The organism is Rhizobium sp. BK619 (assembly GCF_014195245.1).
GTDB classification, from domain to species: Bacteria; Pseudomonadota; Alphaproteobacteria; order Rhizobiales; family Rhizobiaceae; genus Rhizobium; species Rhizobium acidisoli.
Genome location: NZ_JACIBH010000011.1, coordinates 99,527 through 119,200, shown reverse-complemented (window position 1 = coordinate 119,200; position 19,674 = coordinate 99,527). Strand labels below are relative to the sequence as shown.

Below are 19,674 nucleotides of genomic sequence, written 5' to 3'. Positions count from 1 at the left end.
AAAAGCCGATTTGCCGGCGAGGGACGAAGACGGCAATGATGTGCGGATACCCCTGAGAATGCAGGAAAGGCAGTGGCCTGGTCGCGAGCTGAGTGGCAGACGCGCGAGTTCGGCTAAGCTTGTTACAAGATTGGACGAAGACGCATGGCACGCAAGCCGATTGAAATTCTAGGCGCCGCTACCCTTTTTGCAGCAGCTCTCGCTGCATCCACGGCATTTTCGCAGGAAAAGCCGGTCGAAAAACCGCAGCAGAATCTGCCGGCGATCGTCGTCACCAAGGCTGTGAGTCGCACGCTCGTCGACCGTGTCATCGGCACGGGAACGATCAAGCCCGTCGAGGAAGTTTATATTCAGCCGCAGGTCGAAGGCCTGTCGATCCGCACGCTGAAAGCCGATGTCGGCGACAAGGTTCAGGCGGAAAGCACCTTGGCGACGCTCAACGACGACGCGCTGGTGCTGGAGAAGAGCCAGATGATGGCGACGAAAGCCAAGGGTGAGGCAAGCCTCGCCCAGCTGCGCGCCCAGCTCATCGAGGCGCAGGCCAATGCCGAACAGGCAAGGCAGCAGCAGGCCCGCGCCCAGGAAATGGTCAAGAAGGGCACGGTTTCCACCGCCCAGGTCGAGCAGGCCGATGCGACGGCCGCCGCCGCCAATGCCCGCGTCGTCTCCGCCGAACAGGCGATCGAGGTCGCCGAGGCCGATCTCAAAGTCTTCGACAGCCAGATCGCCGATGCGGATCTGAAGCTGGCGCGCACCGATGTGAAGACGCCTGTGGCCGGCACGGTCTCGGCTAAGAACGCCAAGGTCGGCGCCATTGCCGCCGGCAACGGCGATCCGCTGTTCACCCTCATCCGCGATGGTGATGTCGAGCTTGTCGCGGAGGTCGCCGAAAGCGACATCGTCAGGGTCGCGGCCGGCCAGAAGGCGGCGATTTCGCTGTCCGGCAGCCGCGAGAAGCTGTCCGGTGCCGTGCGCCTGGTGTCGCCGACCGTCGATCCCACCACCCGCCTCGGTCTCGTCCACATCTCCATCGACGACGACAGCAAGGCGCGCTCCGGCATGTATGGCAGCGCCGAGATTATCGTTCGCGAGACGGAGGGCGTATCGCTTCCGCTGACCGCCGTGCTCACCGGCAATGAAGGCTCGTCGGCCCGCAAGGTCGAAGATGGCGTGGTGAAATTCGCCAAGGTCGAGACCGGCATCCAGGACGGTGCCTATGTCGAGATCGTCGATGGATTGAAGAGCGGCGACGAGGTCGTGGCCAAGGCGGGCGCTTATGTCCGTGACGGCGACCACATCACGCCGGTGCGTGAACAGCCCCCGGCTTCCAACTAAAGAGACCATCCGATGAATTTTTCAGCCTGGTCCATTCGAAATCCGATCGCGCCGCTGCTGGCCTTCTGCCTGTTGATATTCATCGGCATGCAGTCCTTCAACAAGCTGCCGATCACGCGCTTCCCGAACATCGACGTTCCCCTCGTTTCGATCAGCGTGACGCAGAGCGGCGCGTCGCCGGCCGAACTCGAGATGCAGGTGACAAAGGAGATCGAAGACGCGATCGCATCCATCACCGGCATCGACGAAATCCAGTCGACGGTGACCGACGGCAGCTCGCAGACCAACGTCATGTTCCGCATGGAAGTGCCGACGGAACAGGCCGTGCAGGACGTCAAGGATGCGATCGACCGCATTCGCAGCGACCTGCCGGCGACCGCCGAGGCACCGATCGTCACCAAGGTCGATGTCGAGGGCCAGGCGATCCAGACCTTCGCCGTGTCCTCGCCCGACATGTCACTGGAAGAACTCTCCTGGTTCGTCGACGATACGGTCAAGCGTGCGCTGCAGGGCCAGGCCGGCATCGGCCGCGTCGACCGTTACGGCGGCGCCGAGCGCGAAGTGCGCATCGAACTCACCCCCGGCAAGCTCGATGCCTATGGCATCACCGCAGCCAGCGTGAACGAGCAGCTGCGCGGCACCAACATCGACCTCGGCTCCGGCCGCGGCCAGGTGGCCGGCAGCGAACAGGCGATCCGCGTTCTCGGCGATGCCCGCAACGTCGCCGAGCTCGCCGACACGACGATTGCGCTGCCGAACGGCCGCTTCGTCAAGCTGTCCGATCTCGGTGTCGTCAAGGACACCTATGAAGAGCCGAAATCCTTCTCGCGCTTCAACGATACGCCTGTTGTCACCTTCGGCGTCTTCCGTTCGAAGGGCGCCAGCGAAGTCAGCGTCGCCGAAACCGTCGCACAGAGCCTCGAAAAGGTACGCACCGAAAACCCGAACGTGAAGATCGAACTGATCGACGATTCGGTTTATTTCACCTACGGCAACTACGAAGCCGCCATCCATACGCTGCTCGAAGGCGCGCTGCTCGCCGTCATCGTCGTCCTCCTGTTCCTCAGAAACTGGCGTGCGACTCTGATTTCGGCCATCGCCCTGCCGCTGTCGGCGATCCCGACCTTCTGGGTCATGGACATGATGGGCTTCTCGCTGAACCTCGTCAGCTTCCTCGCTTTGACGCTCGCGACCGGCATCCTGGTGGACGACGCGATCGTCGAAATCGAAAACATCGCCCGCCATATCAAGATGGGCAAGACGCCCTATCGGGCGGCGATCGAGGCGGCGGATGAAATCGGCCTTGCCGTCATCGCCACCACCTTCACCATCATCGCCGTCTTCGTGCCGGTTTCCTTCATGCCGGGCATTCCGGGCCAGTACTTCATCCAGTTCGGCCTGACCGTCGCCTTCTCCGTCTTCTTCTCGCTGATGGTCGCACGCCTCATCACCCCGATGATGGCCGCCTATCTGATGCGTGCAGAAGATGGCGTCGACGACCATCATGACAATGACAGCCTGCTGATGCGTGGATACACCCGACTTATCCGCGGCACGACGGGGCGCTGGTACACGCGTTATGCAACGTTGTTTGTCGCGTTCGGCTTCCTGATTGGCTCGGTTTTGCTGCTGATGCAGGTTCCGGGCAGCTTCCTGCCGCCTGAAGACGCTTCACGCATCGTGCTCTCCGTCGAACTGCCGCCCAATGCGAGGCTCGACGACACCGAGAAGACGACGGATGCGATCTATGACAGGGTCAAGGATATCAACGGCGTCGAAAGCGTCTTCGTCCTCGGCGGCGCATCGCCGAAGGGCGACCTCGAACTGCGCCGTGCGACCATCACGCTGGCGCTCCACAAGCTCGACCAATCGCTGATCAAGAAGATGGTCAACGACGGGCTCGGCCACATCCCCCTCATCGGCCCGATGCTGCCGAAAGTGGAAGTCCACGGCCGCGAGCGTCCGCAATGGAATATTGAAAAGGAAGTCTTCGCCAAACTGCGCGACATTCCCGACGTTCATATCCTGAAGCTTAACGACCGCGGCGAACGCGACCTCTCCTTCAACTTCCTCTCCAAGAACGAGAAGGACCTGAACGACGCCGTCGGCATCCTGGAATCGAAGCTCCGCGCCGATCCGCTGCTTGCCAATGTCAGCGCCGACGGCGCCCTGCCCCGTCCGGAACTGCAGGTCTATCCACGCAAGGACGAAGCCGCACGCCTCGGCATCACGCCGCAGCAGATCTCCGAGACGATCCGTGTCGCCACCATCGGCGATGTCGATGCGGCCCTTGCCAAGATCTCGCTCGACGATCGCCAGATCCCGATCCGGGTCCAGGCGGCAGTCGACATGCGCCGCGATCTCTCGGCCATCCGCGCATTGAAGATCCAGACTGCCAGCGGCGGCACCGTTCCGCTCGCAAGCGTCGCCAATATCGACTACTCGGAAGGCGTAAGCTCGATCAAGCGCAACAACCGCTACCGCGTCGTTGCGATCGGCTCCGACCTGCCTCAGGGCGTGGCGCTCGACACGGCCTCGGCCCGCTTCCGCCAGATCGTCAGCGATGCCAAGATTCCGGCGACGGTGCATCTTGCCGAAAGCGGCGACACCAAGGTGCAGAGCGAGATGCAGCAGAGCTTCGTCAACGCCATGCTGATGGGCTTGCTGCTGGTGCTGACGGTGCTGATCCTGCTCTTCAGGGACGTTATCCAGCCCTTCACCATCCTGCTCTCGCTGCCGCTTGCCATCGGTGGCGTCGCGGCCGCTCTGATCATCACCAGCAATCCGCTGTCGATGCCTGTGATGATCGGCATCCTGATGCTGATGGGTGTCGTCACCAAGAACGCTATCCTGCTCGTCGATTTCGCGATCGAGATGCGCCACCATGGCATGGCCCGCGTCGAGGCCATGGTCGAAGCCGGCCGCAAACGCGCCCGGCCGATCATCATGACCTCGATCGCCATGTCGGCGGGCATGCTGCCCTCCGCGCTCGGCGTCGGCGAAGGCGGCTCGTTCCGCGCGCCGATGGCGATCGCGGTAATCGGCGGCATCATCGTCTCGACGGTGCTCTCGCTCGTCGTCGTGCCTTCCTTCTTCCTGATCATGGACGATCTGTCCCGGCTGCTCGGCTGGATGTTCGGTCGCCTGGTCGGCAGGAAGGACGAGGAGGAACTGCCGCTGTCGCGCGAGGATCTCACCCGCGTCACCCGCGAGAACCGCGACGATATCGACTCGCTGGAGGAGCGGCTGACCGCGATCGAAAAGCCGGAAAGCAAGCGCAAGAACGCCAATGGCAAAGACACCAACGTGCTGCGGCTGCCGCCTTTCGCAGCGGAATGAGCAGAACGCAGAACATGAACGGGCCGGGAGCGATCTCCCGGCCCGTTTCATTTTGCCGTTCTCGCCGCTATCCGCAGCGTCGGTCTGCAGCGGCAAGTCTGCCCGTCAGAGCCCGCCCTGCTCCCTGAGAAAGCTGACAATCGAGCTGACGCCGTCGCCGCGCTTCATGTCGGAGAAGACGAAGGGGCGGCTTGCGCGCATGCGCGTCGCATCCCGGTCCATCACCTCGAGATCGGCGCCCACATAGGGCGCCAGATCCTTCTTGTTGATGACGAGAAGATCCGAGCGGGTGATGCCGGGCCCGCCCTTGCGCGGGATTTCCTCGCCCTGGCAGACCGAGATGACATAGATGGTGATATCGGCAAGATCGGGCGAAAAGGTCGCTGCCAGATTGTCGCCGCCGGACTCGATGAAGACCACGTCGAGATCCGGGATCCGCTGGTTGAGGCCGGCGATCGCCTGAAGATTGATCGTCGCATCCTCGCGAATGGCGGTGTGCGGGCAGCCGCCGGTCTCGACACCGACGATCCGATCCGAAGGCAGTGCCTGCATGCGCACCAGCGCCTCGGCATCCTCGGTCGTGTAGATGTCGTTGGTAACGACGGCGACGGAATAGTCGTCGCGCATCGCCTTGCAGAGCTTTTCGGTCAGTGCCGTCTTGCCCGAGCCGACCGGTCCGCCGATGCCGACCCGCAGAGGTCCGTTTCTTGATTTCATATGCCTTACTCCAATCGAACCCGATGATAGCGACGCCGAGGGCGCACGCCACCGTCAAATGACGCAGATGCTCGGATAATTTACGCCATCACGAACGGAACAGCCGCGTCGCCTGCGTCTCATGGCGCAGGCCGGCAATATCGGCCTGCACCGTAGCCGAGCCGAGATCGTCGAGCGTCGAGGCCGCTGCCCGCCGCGCGACCTCCGTGATGCACTCTTCGAGACCGGCAAGCACGGCAACACCGTCCCTCTGGCCGGTCACGCCGAGGCGGATGCCTGAGGAAACCGCCTGCGAGGCATAGGCATGCAGGAAGACGGCGAGCGCCTTCTCAGGCCCTATGCCGTGCGCGCCGGTGACCGCCCCGACCGCGACGGGATAGGCGGCCTTGTCAGGCAGTCTTTCGAACACGCCATCGGGCCAGGCGCGTGCCGCCGTCAGGAAGGCTTCGCCGAGCAGCATGGTTTCCTGATGGCGCTCGCGCGATCCGGCAAGCGCCTCCGCAAGCGCGGCGATCTCGGCAAGGCGCGCGGGCTCTTCCTGCCACCTGTGGCTTTCGGCCAAAAGCACCGCATCGTTCCAGACCGAACCATGGCCGATCAGCGTGCCGATCCAGGCCGCCAGCGAGGCGGCATCGGTGACCAGCCCGTCCGCCACCGCCCGCTCCAGCCCGCCCGAATAGGCAAAGCTGCCGACCGGAAAGGCCGGCGAGAGCCATGCCGTCAGACGCAGCAATGCCTGCAGCTCACGATCTCCCGTCATCGAGCCTCAGTCGTGTTTATGGTCGTGATGATGTCCGTGGTCATGGTCATGGTCATGGTCGTGATCACATCCCGGCCCATGCACATGGTCGTGGCCGTGATCATGTTTGTGCTCATGCCCATGGTCATGCGCCGCATGACCCTGATCGTGCGAATGCGCGCCATGGGAATGATAGGCGCCGCGCGCCGGCTGGAAGGGTTCGTCGATGTCGAGGACGGTGGCGCCGAGCCCCTGCAGCATGCTGCGAATGACGTGGTCGCGCAGGATGACGATACGGTCTTCCTCGATCTGGGCCGCGAGATGGCGGTTGCCGAGATGCCAGGCCAGCTCGACCAGATGTGTGCGGTCACGGCCGCGAATTTCAAACAGTTTCTCATCGGCCGCGAGAATCTCGATCAGTTCGCCGTCGTCGCGCACCAGCAGGTCGCCATTGGCAAAAAGCACCGGGTCCTTGAGATCGAGCATGACCATCTCGCCATTTTCCAGATGCAGCAGCTTACGGCGCAGATGGCGCAGATCGTGCGGCAGCTTGACCTGGGCGGTCGGATGGGAGGACGGGGTTCCGGCGGGAAGATAAGAGGTAACGCGCTGCATGATATGTCCGTTTTGCTGAGGCGACCATGCAAAATAGCCTTTCCCGATGCAAGCACCAATGGCCTTTGTGCCCGCGTCGGCCTTTTATATTCCGTAAGCCTGCATCACGTTGTCGCTCTCAACGCCCCTGCCCCTGGCCTCGAGGCCATTATCGGCGAGCCCGTGCCAGGCATGATGCAGGCCTTCCCGCTCATGTACGACCCGATTGCGCCCGAGCGCCTTGGCGAGATAGAGCGCCCGGTCTGCCGACGCATAGACCGCCTGCTTGTTACGCCCGGCGGCGAGATCGGCGACACCGCCGGAAACGGTGATGCGGATATCATGCCCCTCGGCTGCGATGGCGCCGCCTGCGATCCGGGCCCGGACACCTTCGATGCGTTCCATCCGCGCCTCCAGCGGCTCGCCGGAGATGATGACGCCGAACTCCTCCCCGCCCAGCCTTGCGACGACGGACATTTCGTCGAAGGCAGATATGAGCATGGCCGAGACCGCGGTGATGACGGCATCGCCGCAGCCATGGCCGAAGCGATCGTTGATCGCCTTGAAGCGGTCGACATCGAAAATAACAAGCGAGGCGTCACCTTCGGTGTTCTCGAGCGCCTCGGTGAAAGCGCGCCGGTTCAACAGTCCCGAAAGCGTGTCCGTTCGGCTGAGCTTTTCGAACTCCGCCCGCGACAGCGTCAGTTCGTGCAGGGCAAAACCGGCGGCCAGCGACAGCATGCCGGAAACCGTGCCGCCGACGAGCCAGGAAAAAATGACGCCGAAGCCGATCGCGTGCGAGAGCGTCACCGGCAGCAGCCCGAGAAAACCGAGCGGCGGTATCGTCACCGCCATGATGACGCCGGAGAGAAGAACCGTCAGAAAGCTCATCTTCAATGCAAAGACATAGACGTTCCCACGATATTGGAAATTGCCGAAATCGGCCTGCAGCGACATCCAGTTTCTCATGAGAATCGACCTTCCTGCCCGGCGTTTCACGGCATTGATAGGAGCCCAATTGCTGCGGGTGTCTTAATCGACTCGCTAAAATTCGAGCGGTTTCGGAGCTTTCGGCGGGCAGATTTTTTCTAGCAGGAGATGCAGCCTTCCAATCCCTAAATCGGACAGCGCGGTGAGACAGTTAGACGATTGATTTAAAACAGCTTTATAAGCCTGGACGGCGGCGCTGTTCCAGAATGGTCTAGCTGAGAAAAATACCGGCTTTTCCACCGATTTTTACAACCGAACGGAGAGCATGATACACAATTCACTTTAACAGCGGATCGCCCAGCGACTGCTTCAATTGTAGACACCGAGAGACAATCGCAATGATTGTGGGAGCGGGTTCCATAAGCCGGTGCGGAGCCCCGCCGAGCGGAGCGCGCCCGCCGTCCAGGTGTTGCAGCCGAAGAGGGCGTTGAAATATCCCTTGGCCTCGAAGAACCGGTCGATCTCGCCGTACCCCGCATCCGGGATCGGCGCCACTTCGCCCGCGTCGCGAATGAAGCTGTCCGAGATGAAATTCCGCAGCCGCGCCATTTGATCGTCGCCGATATCGAACGCCGCAACGGCGGGCTGCGGCTCGGTAATGTGACCGGCAAGGTCGACATGCAGCACCGAACGGTCGATCGTCAGCGCCCCCAGCACGGGCAGTGGCTTCAGCTCCGACCAGCTCGGGGTTTCCAGATAGAAGGCGCGGCCGCCCCAGCCGATGATGAGCCATTCCGCATCCGGATGGCCGAGCGGAAAACCGGTCTCGGCGAGAAAGGAAAAGGCAGCCCGCGTCTCCTCGTCGAGCGGAATAGCAATATCGGTATGGATCGGTCCGGACAGCAGCAGAATCCGATGCGTCGCCGCCGCAGACGACGCCTCGACGGGGGCAATCAGCGGCCGGGGAATGAAGGTTCCGCAGGCGGCCAGAAACACGAGCAGGAATACGGCCCGCAACAGCCAGCGGATGCCTGTTTTCATCAGAGCTGTCCCTCGCATCGAAAACGTGCGCCTAAAACAGGAAATAGCGCTGCGCCATCGGCAGCACCGTCGCCGGCTCGCAGGTCAGCAATTCGCCGTTCGCCCTGACCTCATAGGTCTCCGGATCGACCTCGATCTCCGGTGTCAGGTCGTTGTGGATCATCGAAGCCTTGGAAATGCCGCCGCGGGTATTCTTCACCGCCACCAGCTGCTTGGCGACGCCGAGCCGGCCCTTCAGGCCTGCATCGAGCGAGGCCTGACTGACGAAGGTCACGGAGGAATTGGTGAGGCTCCGGCCGTAGGAGGCGAACATCGGCCGGTAATGCACCGGCTGCGGCGTCGGGATCGAGGCGTTCGGATCGCCCATCGGCGCAGCGGCGATCGAGCCGCCGAGCAGCACCATATCGGGCTTCACCCCGAAGAAGGCCGGGTTCCAGAGCACGAGATCGGCGCGCTTGCCGACTTCGACGGAGCCGATTTCATGGCTGAGGCCATGGGCGATCGCCGGATTGATCGTATATTTGGCGATATAGCGGCGGACGCGGAAATTGTCGTTGTCACCGTTTTCCTGCTTCAGACGACCGCGCTGGCGCTTCATCTTGTCGGCCGTCTGCCAGGTACGGATCGCCACTTCGCCGACGCGGCCCATGGCCTGGCTGTCGGACGAAATGATCGAGAAGGCGCCGATGTCGTGCAATATATCTTCGGCGGCGATCGTCTCCTTGCGGATGCGGCTTTCGGCGAAGGCGATATCCTCGGGGATCGACGGCGACAGGTGATGGCAGACCATCAGCATGTCGAGATGCTCGGCAATGGTATTGACCGTATAGGGCCGGGTCGGATTGGTGGACGACGGTATGACGTTCGGCTGGCCGCAGATCTTGATGATGTCGGGCGCGTGTCCGCCGCCTGCCCCTTCCGTATGAAAGGCATGGATGGTGCGGCCCTTGATGGCGCCGATCGTGTCTTCGACGAAGCCGCTTTCGTTCAGCGTATCGGTGTGGATCATCACCTGCACGTCATATTCGTCGGCGACCGACAGGCAGCAGTCGATGGCGCCAGGCGTCGTGCCCCAATCCTCGTGCAGCTTCAGCGAGGTGGCGCCGGCCAGCACCATTTCGGTCAGTGCCCCCGGCAGCGAGGCATTGCCCTTGCCGGCAAAGGCGAGGTTCATCGGGAAGGCGTCGGCCGCTTCGATCATGCGGGCGAGATGCCAGGGGCCGGGCGTGCAGGTGGTCGCGAGCGTGCCGTGCGCCGGTCCCGTGCCGCCGCCGAGCATGCAGGTCATGCCCGACATCAGCGCTTCCTCGATCTGCTGCGGCGCGATGAAGTGGATATGGCTGTCCATGCCGCCAGCGGTGACGATCTTGCCTTCGGCGGCGATCGCCTCCGTGCCCGGACCGACGATGATATTGACGCCGGGCTGCATATCGGGATTGCCCGCCTTGCCGATCGCAACGATGCGCCCGTCCTTCAGCCCGATATCGGCCTTGTAGATGCCGGAGTGATCGACGATCACCGCATTGGTGATGACGGTATCGACCGCGCCGTCCGCCCGCGTCACCTGGCTCTGGCCCATGCCGTCGCGGATCACCTTGCCGCCGCCGAACTTCACCTCCTCGCCATAGGTGGTGAAATCCTTCTCGATCTCGATGAAGAGCTCCGTATCGGCAAGGCGCACCTTGTCGCCGGTCGTCGGTCCGAACATGCCGGCATAGGCAGCGCGCGAGATCTTATAGGGCATCCGTCAGGCTCCGTGGGAGGAAGAGACTAGTGTGTTTCCGCCAAGCCGCGTGAGGCGGCCGGCGGCAATATAATGATCGACGAGCTGCCGTTCGGCCGCAAACGGGTGCCATTCCCAGCCGACGTGGCCGAAGCCGGCCAGCATTACCTCGGCCCCGGCATATGTGTTCAGCACCTCGGCAATGACGATCAAGCCGCTGCTCGGCACGACATAGGGTGCTGGCGCAAAGGCCGATAGCGCGGCATCGACGGCATCATGGACCGACTTGCCGATGACGATATGTCTCTTGCCGGTCGCCGCGCAGAAGGCAGTGAATTCATCGGTATAATCGTGGCAGAAATCGTCGAGATCAGGATGCGACACGGCAAGCGGCGCCCGCATCGCGGCAAATTTTTCCGGGTCGCGCACGCTCCAGATTTCGCGGGCGGAAACGACGCCGGGATGGGCACGCCATTGCGGCGAACCAAGCATCGCCTTTGCCGGCCGGCCGGTATTGCAGACCGCAACGGCATCCGTCCTGCCGCCGCCGGCCCCATAGGAACGGCAATCGTTGAAGCGGATGACGAAATCAGCGGCATCGATCACGCCAGCTTCCACCTCCGCGACCTCGCCATTGCCGACGATTGCGATTTTCCTGATCACCTTAGTTGCTCATCGTGTCTTCGAGCTCTTTCAGCTCTTTCGTGCGTTTGTCGGTGATGTTGGCGAGACAGCCGGCGACCAGCATCGGCTCCATTGTGCCGCCGCGGGCCTGAAAGCCGAAGGCATCGCACTCGGCGTCGCGATAATCGATCCAGGCGCGCTGCGCCTTGACCAGCGCCTGCTCCGCGCCCTTCATGTCGCCGTCGAGATCCTTGTCGACCGCCGCCAGAGCGGCGCGGGTCTTCTTGTATTGCACATTCAGAGCCTTGTCGGCGGTGTCGTGGCGCGCCGCCTCGCAAGAGGTCATGTCCGATTGTGTCTTGGGGTTCTGGCAATCGACATCCTGAGCGGAAGCGCTACCCGCCGAAAGCAGCATCGCCGCCCCGATGAGGCAGATGTTCAAACGCATGCGTCCCTCCCGTTAAAGCTTGCCCATCACCAGCTGACGGAAGCCGTAGACCTCACGTTTGCCGGAAAGCGGGATCAGCGTCACCGAACGCGTCTGTCCCGGCTCGAAGCGCACCGCCGTTCCTGCCGGAATATCAAGCCGCTTGCCATGCGCCGCCGCGCGGTCGAAGGAGAGCCCGGCATTGGTCTCGGCGAAATGATAGTGGCTGCCGACCTGCACCGGCCGATCACCGGTGTTGGAAACCTCCAGCGTCACGGTCGGCGCGCCGGCATTCAGTTCGATGTCGCCGCTTGCGGCAATGATCTCGCCCGGAATCATCTTATCTCCTTAAGCCGCCTTGGGCGCGCAGCCCTCGGCCTTCAGCACACGTTTCGTCGATGCCGGATTTTTGGCGAGCATCGCCGCCGGCCGGATGGGCCTGGCGACAAGATTGCCGCCGCAATTCGGGCAGACGCCCTTCAGCACTTCGTCGACGCAGTCGGCACAGAAGGTGCATTCATAGGTGCAGATCCGTGCCTCGGTGCTCTCCGGCGGCAGATCCTTGTCGCAGCATTCACAGTTGGGCCTGAGCTCGAGCATATCGGTCTCCCTACCGGATCGGTTCGTGCACGGTGACGAGTTTGGTTCCATCCGGAAACGTCGCCTCGACCTGCACGTCATGGATCATCTCGGCAATCCCCTCCATCACCTGATCGCGGCCGATCACATGGGCGCCGGCCTCCATCAGCTCGGCGACCGGGCGGCCATCTCGGGCGCCTTCGACGACGAAATCGCTGATCAGCGCGATCGCTTCCGGGTAGTTCAGCTTGACGCCGCGCTCCAGCCGTCGCCGGGCCACCATCGCCGCCATGGATATCAGCAGCTTGTCTTTTTCTCTCGGAGTGAGGTTCATCTTCTACCTGCTTATTGAGCTCATAGATTCCAGACTTTCGGCACGGGCGCACCATTGCGCAAGGCGGAAATGACCCGGATCAGGATTTTTCTCAGCGAAAAGCCGTCGGCTGCCGCAAGGCGGACGACGAGCTTGCCGTCCCAGGCGCTCGCCCCCCCCATCGCGCCTTCGACGAGCGGCCGCACCTTTCCGAGATAGGCTTCCGCAAGCGGCCCGGCATAGAGCAGCGTCGCAAAAGCCACCTGCCCGCCGAGCACCGCCTGACGCGCTGCCAACGCCGCCACCCCTTCGGACAGCCTCAGCTCTTCGGCATGGATCAGCCGACCCGAGCGGCGGATGCGCCAGCGGTCGCGGAAAAGCCCGGTCATCACCGTCTCGCCCATGGCCTTGCGGCCGAGCAGTATGGCCTCGACGGCCAGAAATTCGGCGCTCTCGTCGAGATCGACATCCAGGCGGCGAAAAAGTGCGGAACGATCGAACAGGATCGTTTCCTGCGGCAGCCAGTCGACGCGGGCCTGGGCTCCCACCTTGATGCTGGTCGTCACCTCGGCCGTGCCGGCCGATGCCTTATAGATCTTCTCGCAGGCCTGGGTGGTGACGTCGATGCGCGTGCCCGCTCCGGCCTCAACGCTCCAATCCATCCGATCGCCGCCGGTCAGTCCACCCGCGGTGTTGATGATGACGGCTTCCATCGAGGCATCGAACGTATCGGGCAGGCGGATCTTCGCCGCGCCCTCCTGGTAGAGCTCGCGCAGACGCGTACGGCCGTCGAGCAGGTTTGCCGCCAGATGCCCGCGTCCTTCCGCTCTCTGCGGTCGCGTGCCTGCCGCCGCAATCATCATAACGTCCCTTTCGGTCGCGCCACCGGTTCGTTCGATTGCGCGGTTGACGGAAAGCAAGCAATTCCCATGCCGTCCAAGGATACCCGCAACAGACCCGGCAGATTTGAAAGGCGCTGCGCCACCTGCCGAAAAATGCAGCATTTGCCGATCAGACGGTCAGATGGCGGCGGGCCTCCGGCGTATCCAGTGTTTCGGCAAGGCCTTGATGGACGATCTCGCCGCGATCCATGATGTAGACGTAATCGGCAAGCTCCCGGCAGAAGTCGAGATATTGTTCGACGAGCAGGATCGCCATGCCGGTGGAATCGCGTAAGTAACGGATCGCCCGGCCGATATCCTTGATGATCGACGGCTGAATGCCCTCGGTCGGCTCGTCGAGCACGAGAATCCGAGGCCGCGTCACCATGGCGCGACCGATGGCAAGCTGCTGCTGCTGGCCGCCGGAAAGATCGCCGCCGCGGCGCGACAGCATCGACTTCAGCACCGGGAAGAGACTGAAGATGTCGTCGGGGATATTCCGGTCGAGACGGCCGAGTGGGGCAAAGCCGGTTTCGAGATTTTCCTTGACCGTCAGCAGCGGGAAAATTTCCCGCCCCTGCGGCACATAGCCGATGCCCTGCTTGGCGCGGGCAAAGGGCGGCAGGCCGTTCAGCCTGGTATCGTTGAAGGTGACGGTGCCGGCCGACAGCGGATGCTGGCCGGTCACGGCTCGCAGAAGCGAACTCTTACCGACGCCGTTGCGCCCCAGCACGCAGGTGATCTTGCCCATCTCCGCCTTGACGGAGATGCCGCGCAGCGCCTGCGCCGCGCCATAATGCAGATTCGCGTTTTCGACTGTCAGCATCCGTTCACCCATTCCCCATCAGTTCATCAGCGTACGCCTCAGCATCTGCAGGGCGTACTCCTGTTCCTTCGTTTTCTCGCCGCCGGTGACGGCCACGTCCTCGGCAATGCCGATCAATTGCTGACGCTCCTGCATGTCGAGCGCCTTCATCCAGAGGTCCCGGAACCGGCGGATCGGGTCTTCGGGACTCGTGACGTTCTTGGACGCCCAATCGGCGAAAACCAGTACCTCTTCCATATCGCCCGGCCGGATGATGCCCTTCATGCGGCTGCGGACGACATCCTTTGCAGCGTCGAGATACATCGGCTTTTCCTTGGCGAGGCAGAAGAAGAAAGCCACTGCCGCAATCGCCGGATCGGCGATCGAGGCCAGCGGCGCTGCTTCGGCCTGCTTGCGCAACTTTCCGCGCTTATAGGCGCCCCGCATCCGCTCGACGGAATCGATGATCTCGCTTCCCGCCTCACGCACCATCTTAAAACGCCAATACCAGATGACCGCGCCGCTGATCGCCGCGACCAGAATACCGAGAAAAGCCATGATGAAACCCCACAAGAAAACCCGCCCGTTTTAGAGCGTTTTCTTTTGTCAGGTTCAAGCCTCTAAGTTGCATGAATCACCGGCCCAGATAGTTCTCGATCACCTTCGGATCCGAGCTGACGAAATCGATCGATCCCTCGGCCAGCACCGAGCCTTCCGCAAGACACGTCACCTTGACGCCGAGGTCGCGGATGAAGCCCATGTCGTGTTCGACGACGACTACTGACCGGGTCCTTGCGATATCCTTGAGCAGGATCGCGGTCTCAGCCGTTTCGGCATCCGTCATGCCGGCCACCGGTTCATCGACCAGCAGCAGCTTCGGCTCCTGCGCCAGCAGCATGCCGATCTCCAGCCATTGCTTCTGCCCATGCGAGAGGTTGGCGGCGAATTCGTCGCGCCGATGCGTCAGCCGCACCGTTTCGAGGATTTCTTCGATGCGTGCCTTGTCCTCGCCCGAAAGCCGATAGAACAACGTCGAGAACACGCCGCGGCGGCGGTTCAGCGCCAGTTCCAGATTGTCCCACACCGTGTGGCTTTCGAAGACCGTCGGCTTCTGGAATTTGCGGCCGATGCCGAGCTCGGCAATATCGGCCTCGTCCTTCTTGGTGAGATCAACAGTGCCGTTGAAGAACACTTCGCCTTCATCGGGCCGCGTCTTGCCGGTGATGATATCCATCATCGTCGTCTTGCCGGCCCCGTTCGGGCCGATGATGGCCCGAAGTTCGCCCGGCTCGATGACGATCGACAGCGAATTCAGCGCCTTGAAACCATCGAAGGAAACCGAGACGCCGTTGAGATAAAGCACGCTGGTGGGTTTGACGTCGGGAATCACTGTGCTCACTCCGCGGCCTGAATTTTCGGTTCGATGACGTCTTCCTGCGCCACCGGTGGGGCAGCCTTGGAGACGGCTTTCCGCCTGCCGAGATATTGGGCGATCGTGCCGACGACACCTTTCGGCAGAAACAGCGTGACGGCGACGAAGAGACCGCCGAGCGCAAACAGCCAAAACTCCGGGAAGAGGCCGGTGAAGATCGTCTTGCCGCCGTTGACCAGGATCGCACCGATGATCGGCCCGATCAGCGTCGCCCGTCCGCCGACCGCGGTCCAGATGACCACTTCGATCGAGTTTGCAGGAGCGAATTCGCCGGGATTGATGATGCCGACCTGCGGCACATAGAGCGCGCCCGCAATGCCCGCCATCATCGCCGAGACGACGAAGGTGAAGAGCTTGAAGTGCTCGACGCGGTAGCCGAGGAAGCGCGTGCGGCTTTCGGCATCGCGCACGCCGACCAGCACCTTGCCGAACTTCGAGCGCACGATTGCCGAGGCAAGCAGCAGCGACAGCGCCAGCATGACCGCGGTTGCCGCAAAGAGGGCTGCACGCGTGCCGTCAGCCTGGACGTTGAAGCCGATAATATCCTTGAAATCGGTGAGGCCGTTATTGCCGCCGAAGCCCATGTCGTTGCGGAAGAAGGCCAGCAGCAGCGCGTAGGTCATCGCCTGGGTGATGATAGAGAGATAGACGCCGTTGACGCGTGAGCGGAAGGCGAACCAGCCAAAGACAAAGGCGAGCAGACCGGGCACGACGAGCACCATCAGCGCCGCAAACCAGAAGTGGTTGAAGCCGTACCAGAACCACGGCAGATCCTTCCAGTTCAGGAACACCATGAAATCGGGCAGGATTGGGTCGCCGTAGCTGCCGCGGGTGCCGATCTGGCGCATCAGATACATGCCCATCGCATAACCGCCGAGCGCAAAGAAAGCACCGTGGCCGAGCGAGAGAATGCCGCAGAAGCCCCAGACGAGATCGAGCGCCAGCGCCAGCAGCGCATAGGTCAGATACTTGCCGAACAGCGACATGATGTAGGTCGGCACGTGCAGCGGATTGGTCGGCCCGGTCATCAGGTTTAGAACCGGTACGAGAACGGCGACCAGAAGCAGCAGCGCGATGGCAATGACGATCTTGCGATCGAGTGACCGGAGAAGGAAGGCCGTTATCATGCTTCCACCGCCCTTCCTTTGAGTGCGAAGAGCCCGCGCGGACGCTTCTGGATGAAGAGAATGATGAGGACGAGCACCAGGATCTTGCCGAGCACGGCGCCGGCGAAGGGCTCGAGGAACTTGTTGACGACGCCGAGCGAGAGCGCGCCGACCAGCGTTCCCCAGAGATTGCCGACACCGCCGAAGACGACGACCATGAAGCTGTCGATGATGTAGGATTGGCCGAGATTCGGGGAGACGTTGTCGATCTGGCTGAGCGCCACGCCGGCAATACCGGCAATGCCCGAACCGAGCGCGAAGGTGAAGGCATCGACCCAGCCGGTGCGGATGCCCATCGACGACGCCATGCGGCGGTTCTGCGTGACGGCGCGCATCTGCAGGCCGAAGGCTGACCGCTTGAGCAGCAGGAGCAGCGTCACAAAGACGACCATCGAAAAGACGATGATCCACAGTCGGTTCCAGGTGATCGAGAGCCCGCCGAGATCGAAGACGCCGGACATCCAGCTTGGATTGCGGACCTCGCGGTTGGTCGGGCCGAAGATGCTGCGCACCGCCTGCTGCAGGATCAGCGACACGCCCCAGGTGGCGAGCAGCGTTTCCAGCGGCCGGCCGTAGAGATAGCGAATGACGGCGCGCTCGATAACCAGGCCGACGAAGCCGGTAAAGACGAAAGCGGCAGGCACGGCAAAGGCAAGCGAATAATCCGCCACGCCCGGGAAGGCCGAGGTGATGTATTCCTGCACTACATAGGTGGTGTAGGCGCCGATCATCACCATTTCGCCATGCGCCATGTTGATGACGCCCATGACGCCGAAGGTGATGGCAAGGCCGATCGCGGCAAGCAGCAGCACCGAGCCGAGCGACAAGCCGTACCAGACGTTCTGGGCGACATCCCAAAGCGCCAGGCTGCGATTGATGGTGCTGATATCGGCCTGGATCGCCGGCTTCAGATCGTCGGGCGCGGTTTCGAGCGTGGTCGTGAGAATGGTCAGCGCATCGCGATTGCCGCGAGCCGCGATCGTATCGATCGCAGCCTTCTTGTCTTCGACGCTCGCATCGGTCTTCAGCAGCAGCACGGCGCGCGCCGCTTCCATCGTATTCTTGATCTCGGCGTCCTTTTCGGGCGCAAGCGCCGCGTTCAGCAGGTCGAGATTGGCGGGATCGGCGTCTTTCAGCAGACCCTGTGCCGCGGCGAGCCGCGCCGAGCGGTCCGGGCTCATCAGCGTCAGCTGGCTGGTGGCGGCGCTGATCACGCCGCGAAGCGCGTTGTTGATCTTGACCTTGGTCATCATGTCGGGGTCGACATCGGCGGCGGCTTCGCCGGTGATTGGATCGGAATAGGTCGGTTCGTCATCGGTGCCGCCCTGGAGGAGCACCGGGCCGCCGTCGGAATTGACGTAGAGCAGGCCGTCGCTCAACTGCTGCAGGATCTGGCTGACATGCGGGTCCTTGGAGGCGACCAGCGCGTTGATGGCCGCTTCGCGCTCCGGGAAGTCGCCAATGCCGAGCGCATCGATGAGCACGTGGATATCGTCCTCGGCCCGAACTTCGCTCGATGCTGCCAGGCCCGGAAATGCGAGGCCGGAAAGTGTCGGGCCCGAGAATGTCAGGCAGACCGTGATGAGGAAAATCTTTATGGCGCGATACATCGGCTTTCTCGCCCTTGATAGTGTTGGCCTGACGGCGCAATCGCTGGGACGGAGCTTCCGCCCGATGTTGAACCGGACGGAAGTCTTCAGGCAATCATCTGATCGGAGTCGTACTCAGGAGCCCTTGCCGCCGCACTTGCCGGTGGCAACGTTGAAGTTGCCGCAGGACATCGGCTTGCGCCAATCGGAGATCAGGTCCTTGGAGTCGGGCAGATAATCCGACCATTCGTCGCCGACGACGGCGGGCGTCTGCTGGACGATTTCGAACTGGCCGTCCGCCTGGATTTCACCGATCAGCACCGGCTTGGTGATGTGGTGGTTCGGCATGACGGTCGCATAACCGCCGGAGAGGTTCGGAACGCTGACGCCGATGATGGAGTCGAGAACCTTGTCGGTATCGGTCGTGCCGGCAGCCTGGACAGCCTTAACCCATGCGTTGAAGCCGATATAGGCAGCTTCCATCGGGTCGTTCGTCACGCGCTTGTCGTTCTTGGTATAAGCGTGCCAGTCCTTGATGAACTTCTTGTTGGCCGGGCTTTCCACAGACTCGAAATAGTTCCAGGCAGCGAGATGGCCGACAAGCGGCTTGGTGTCGAGGCCGGCAAGTTCTTCTTCGCCGACCGAGAAGGCGACGACGGGAATGTCGGTTGCCTTGATGCCCTTGTTGCCCAGTTCCTTGTAGAACGGAACGTTGGCGTCGCCGTTGATCGTCGAGACGACGGCGGTCTTCTTGCCGGCCGAGCCGAATTCCTTGATCTTGGAAACTTCGGTCTGCCAGTCGGAGAAGCCGAACGGCGTGTAGTTGGTCATGATGTCTTCTTTCGGAATACCCTTCGAAATCAGGTACGCCTCGAGAATCTTGTTGGTCGTGCGCGGATAGACGTAGTCGGTCCCTTCAAGAACGAAGCGCTTGACGCCTTCTTTTTCCATCAGGTAGTCGACGGCCGGAATGGCCTGCTGGTTCGGAGCAGCACCGGTGTAGAAGATGTTGCGCGAGGATTCTTCGCCTTCATACTGCACGGGGTAGAAGAGCAGCGAATTCAGCTCTTCGAATACCGGCAGAACGGACTTGCGCGACGAGGACGTCCAGCAACCGAAGACGGCGGCAACCTTGTCCTTCTGGATCAGCTCGCGGGCCTTTTCGGCAAACAGCGGCCAGTCGGAAGCCGGATCGACGACGACGGCCTCGAGCTTCTTGCCGAGAAGGCCGCCCTTCTTGTTCTGCTCGTCGATGAGCATCAACATCGCGTCTTTCAGCGTGGTTTCGGAAATCGCCATGGTGCCGGAAAGCGAATGCAATACGCCGACCTTGATCGTGTCGTCGGCGGCAAGCGCGCCCTGGAAGGCGGCAGATGCCGCCATGACGGCGCCGAGCGCAGCGCCGGTGATCGTGGATCTGAGATTCATTTGGTTGAGCCC

Annotated in this window: 20 protein-coding genes; 2 read left to right on the top strand and 18 right to left on the bottom strand. The window is 62.3% G+C overall.

Features of this window, described 5'->3' with window-relative positions; translation table 11 throughout:
- The first annotated feature begins 144 nt into the window (after positions 1-144).
- Both FHX14_RS21380 and FHX14_RS21375 read left to right on the top strand, forming a co-directional pair.
- Positions 145-1,335, top strand: a complete 1,191-nt coding sequence (locus FHX14_RS21380) for an efflux RND transporter periplasmic adaptor subunit (RefSeq protein ID WP_184378554.1) — start codon at positions 145-147, stop codon at positions 1,333-1,335.
- A gap of 12 nt (positions 1,336-1,347) precedes the next feature.
- Positions 1,348-4,674, top strand: a complete 3,327-nt coding sequence (locus FHX14_RS21375) for an efflux RND transporter permease subunit (protein ID WP_003590583.1) — start codon at positions 1,348-1,350, stop codon at positions 4,672-4,674.
- Between the two features lie 105 nt (positions 4,675-4,779).
- Here the strand turns inward: FHX14_RS21375 and ureG are convergent, their stop codons facing one another.
- From ureG to urtA, 18 genes are all read right to left on the bottom strand, one after another.
- Positions 4,780-5,391 carry an urease accessory protein UreG gene (ureG, locus tag FHX14_RS21370; protein WP_003590582.1) on the bottom strand — a complete coding sequence of 204 codons (612 nt, stop codon included), beginning with the start codon at positions 5,389-5,391 and terminating at the stop codon, positions 4,780-4,782.
- Between the two features lie 88 nt (positions 5,392-5,479).
- Complete coding sequence (locus FHX14_RS21365; protein ID WP_184378552.1) at positions 5,480-6,151, bottom strand: urease accessory protein UreF; 672 nt, start codon at positions 6,149-6,151, stop codon at positions 5,480-5,482.
- A 6-nt stretch (positions 6,152-6,157) separates the two neighbouring features.
- The gene (locus tag FHX14_RS21360) at positions 6,158-6,745 is read right to left on the bottom strand and encodes an urease accessory protein UreE (protein WP_003590579.1); all 588 of its coding nucleotides are present in this window, start codon (positions 6,743-6,745) and stop codon (positions 6,158-6,160) included.
- Positions 6,746-6,829: 84 nt separating this feature from the next.
- Entirely contained in the window at positions 6,830-7,693 is an 864-nt protein-coding gene (locus tag FHX14_RS21355; RefSeq protein ID WP_003590577.1) for a GGDEF domain-containing protein, read from the bottom strand.
- A 330-nt stretch (positions 7,694-8,023) separates the two neighbouring features.
- Positions 8,024-8,695 carry a TIGR02117 family protein gene (locus FHX14_RS21350; protein WP_003590576.1) on the bottom strand — a complete coding sequence of 224 codons (672 nt, stop codon included), beginning with the start codon at positions 8,693-8,695 and terminating at the stop codon, positions 8,024-8,026.
- Between the two features lie 31 nt (positions 8,696-8,726).
- Entirely contained in the window at positions 8,727-10,439 is a 1,713-nt protein-coding gene (gene ureC / locus FHX14_RS21345; protein ID WP_003590575.1) for an urease subunit alpha, read from the bottom strand.
- A 3-nt stretch (positions 10,440-10,442) separates the two neighbouring features.
- A complete protein-coding gene (locus FHX14_RS21340) occupies positions 10,443-11,081 on the bottom strand; it encodes a hypothetical protein (protein WP_003590572.1) in 639 nt (212 codons plus the stop codon).
- A 1-nt stretch (position 11,082) separates the two neighbouring features.
- A complete protein-coding gene (locus tag FHX14_RS21335) occupies positions 11,083-11,490 on the bottom strand; it encodes a lysozyme inhibitor LprI family protein (protein ID WP_003590571.1) in 408 nt (135 codons plus the stop codon).
- A gap of 12 nt (positions 11,491-11,502) precedes the next feature.
- Positions 11,503-11,808, bottom strand: coding sequence for an urease subunit beta (locus FHX14_RS21330; protein WP_003542314.1), 306 nt, complete (start codon positions 11,806-11,808; stop codon positions 11,503-11,505).
- A gap of 9 nt (positions 11,809-11,817) precedes the next feature.
- Complete coding sequence (locus FHX14_RS21325) at positions 11,818-12,069, bottom strand: DUF1272 domain-containing protein (RefSeq protein ID WP_003590569.1); 252 nt, start codon at positions 12,067-12,069, stop codon at positions 11,818-11,820.
- A 10-nt stretch (positions 12,070-12,079) separates the two neighbouring features.
- Positions 12,080-12,382, bottom strand: coding sequence for an urease subunit gamma (locus tag FHX14_RS21320; protein WP_003561955.1), 303 nt, complete (start codon positions 12,380-12,382; stop codon positions 12,080-12,082).
- Between the two features lie 20 nt (positions 12,383-12,402).
- Entirely contained in the window at positions 12,403-13,224 is an 822-nt protein-coding gene (locus tag FHX14_RS21315) for an urease accessory protein UreD (protein ID WP_003590567.1), read from the bottom strand.
- Between the two features lie 148 nt (positions 13,225-13,372).
- Positions 13,373-14,068, bottom strand: coding sequence for an urea ABC transporter ATP-binding subunit UrtE (gene urtE, locus FHX14_RS21310; RefSeq protein WP_184378550.1), 696 nt, complete (start codon positions 14,066-14,068; stop codon positions 13,373-13,375).
- Between the two features lie 18 nt (positions 14,069-14,086).
- Positions 14,087-14,605 carry a hypothetical protein gene (locus FHX14_RS21305; RefSeq protein WP_003590563.1) on the bottom strand — a complete coding sequence of 173 codons (519 nt, stop codon included), beginning with the start codon at positions 14,603-14,605 and terminating at the stop codon, positions 14,087-14,089.
- A gap of 76 nt (positions 14,606-14,681) precedes the next feature.
- The gene (gene urtD, locus FHX14_RS21300) at positions 14,682-15,437 is read right to left on the bottom strand and encodes an urea ABC transporter ATP-binding protein UrtD (protein ID WP_003590561.1); all 756 of its coding nucleotides are present in this window, start codon (positions 15,435-15,437) and stop codon (positions 14,682-14,684) included.
- A 5-nt stretch (positions 15,438-15,442) separates the two neighbouring features.
- Positions 15,443-16,606, bottom strand: coding sequence for an urea ABC transporter permease subunit UrtC (urtC, locus tag FHX14_RS21295; protein ID WP_003590559.1), 1,164 nt, complete (start codon positions 16,604-16,606; stop codon positions 15,443-15,445).
- Positions 16,603-18,255 (bottom strand): urea ABC transporter permease subunit UrtB, encoded by a 1,653-nt coding sequence (urtB, locus tag FHX14_RS21290; RefSeq protein WP_003590557.1) that lies wholly within the window; start codon positions 18,253-18,255, stop codon positions 16,603-16,605. Before urtB ends, urtC begins: the two co-directional genes overlap by 4 nt.
- 114 nt (positions 18,256-18,369) lie before the next feature.
- Positions 18,370-19,662 (bottom strand): urea ABC transporter substrate-binding protein, encoded by a 1,293-nt coding sequence (gene urtA, locus FHX14_RS21285; protein ID WP_003590555.1) that lies wholly within the window; start codon positions 19,660-19,662, stop codon positions 18,370-18,372.
- Positions 19,663-19,674 lie beyond the last annotated feature (12 nt).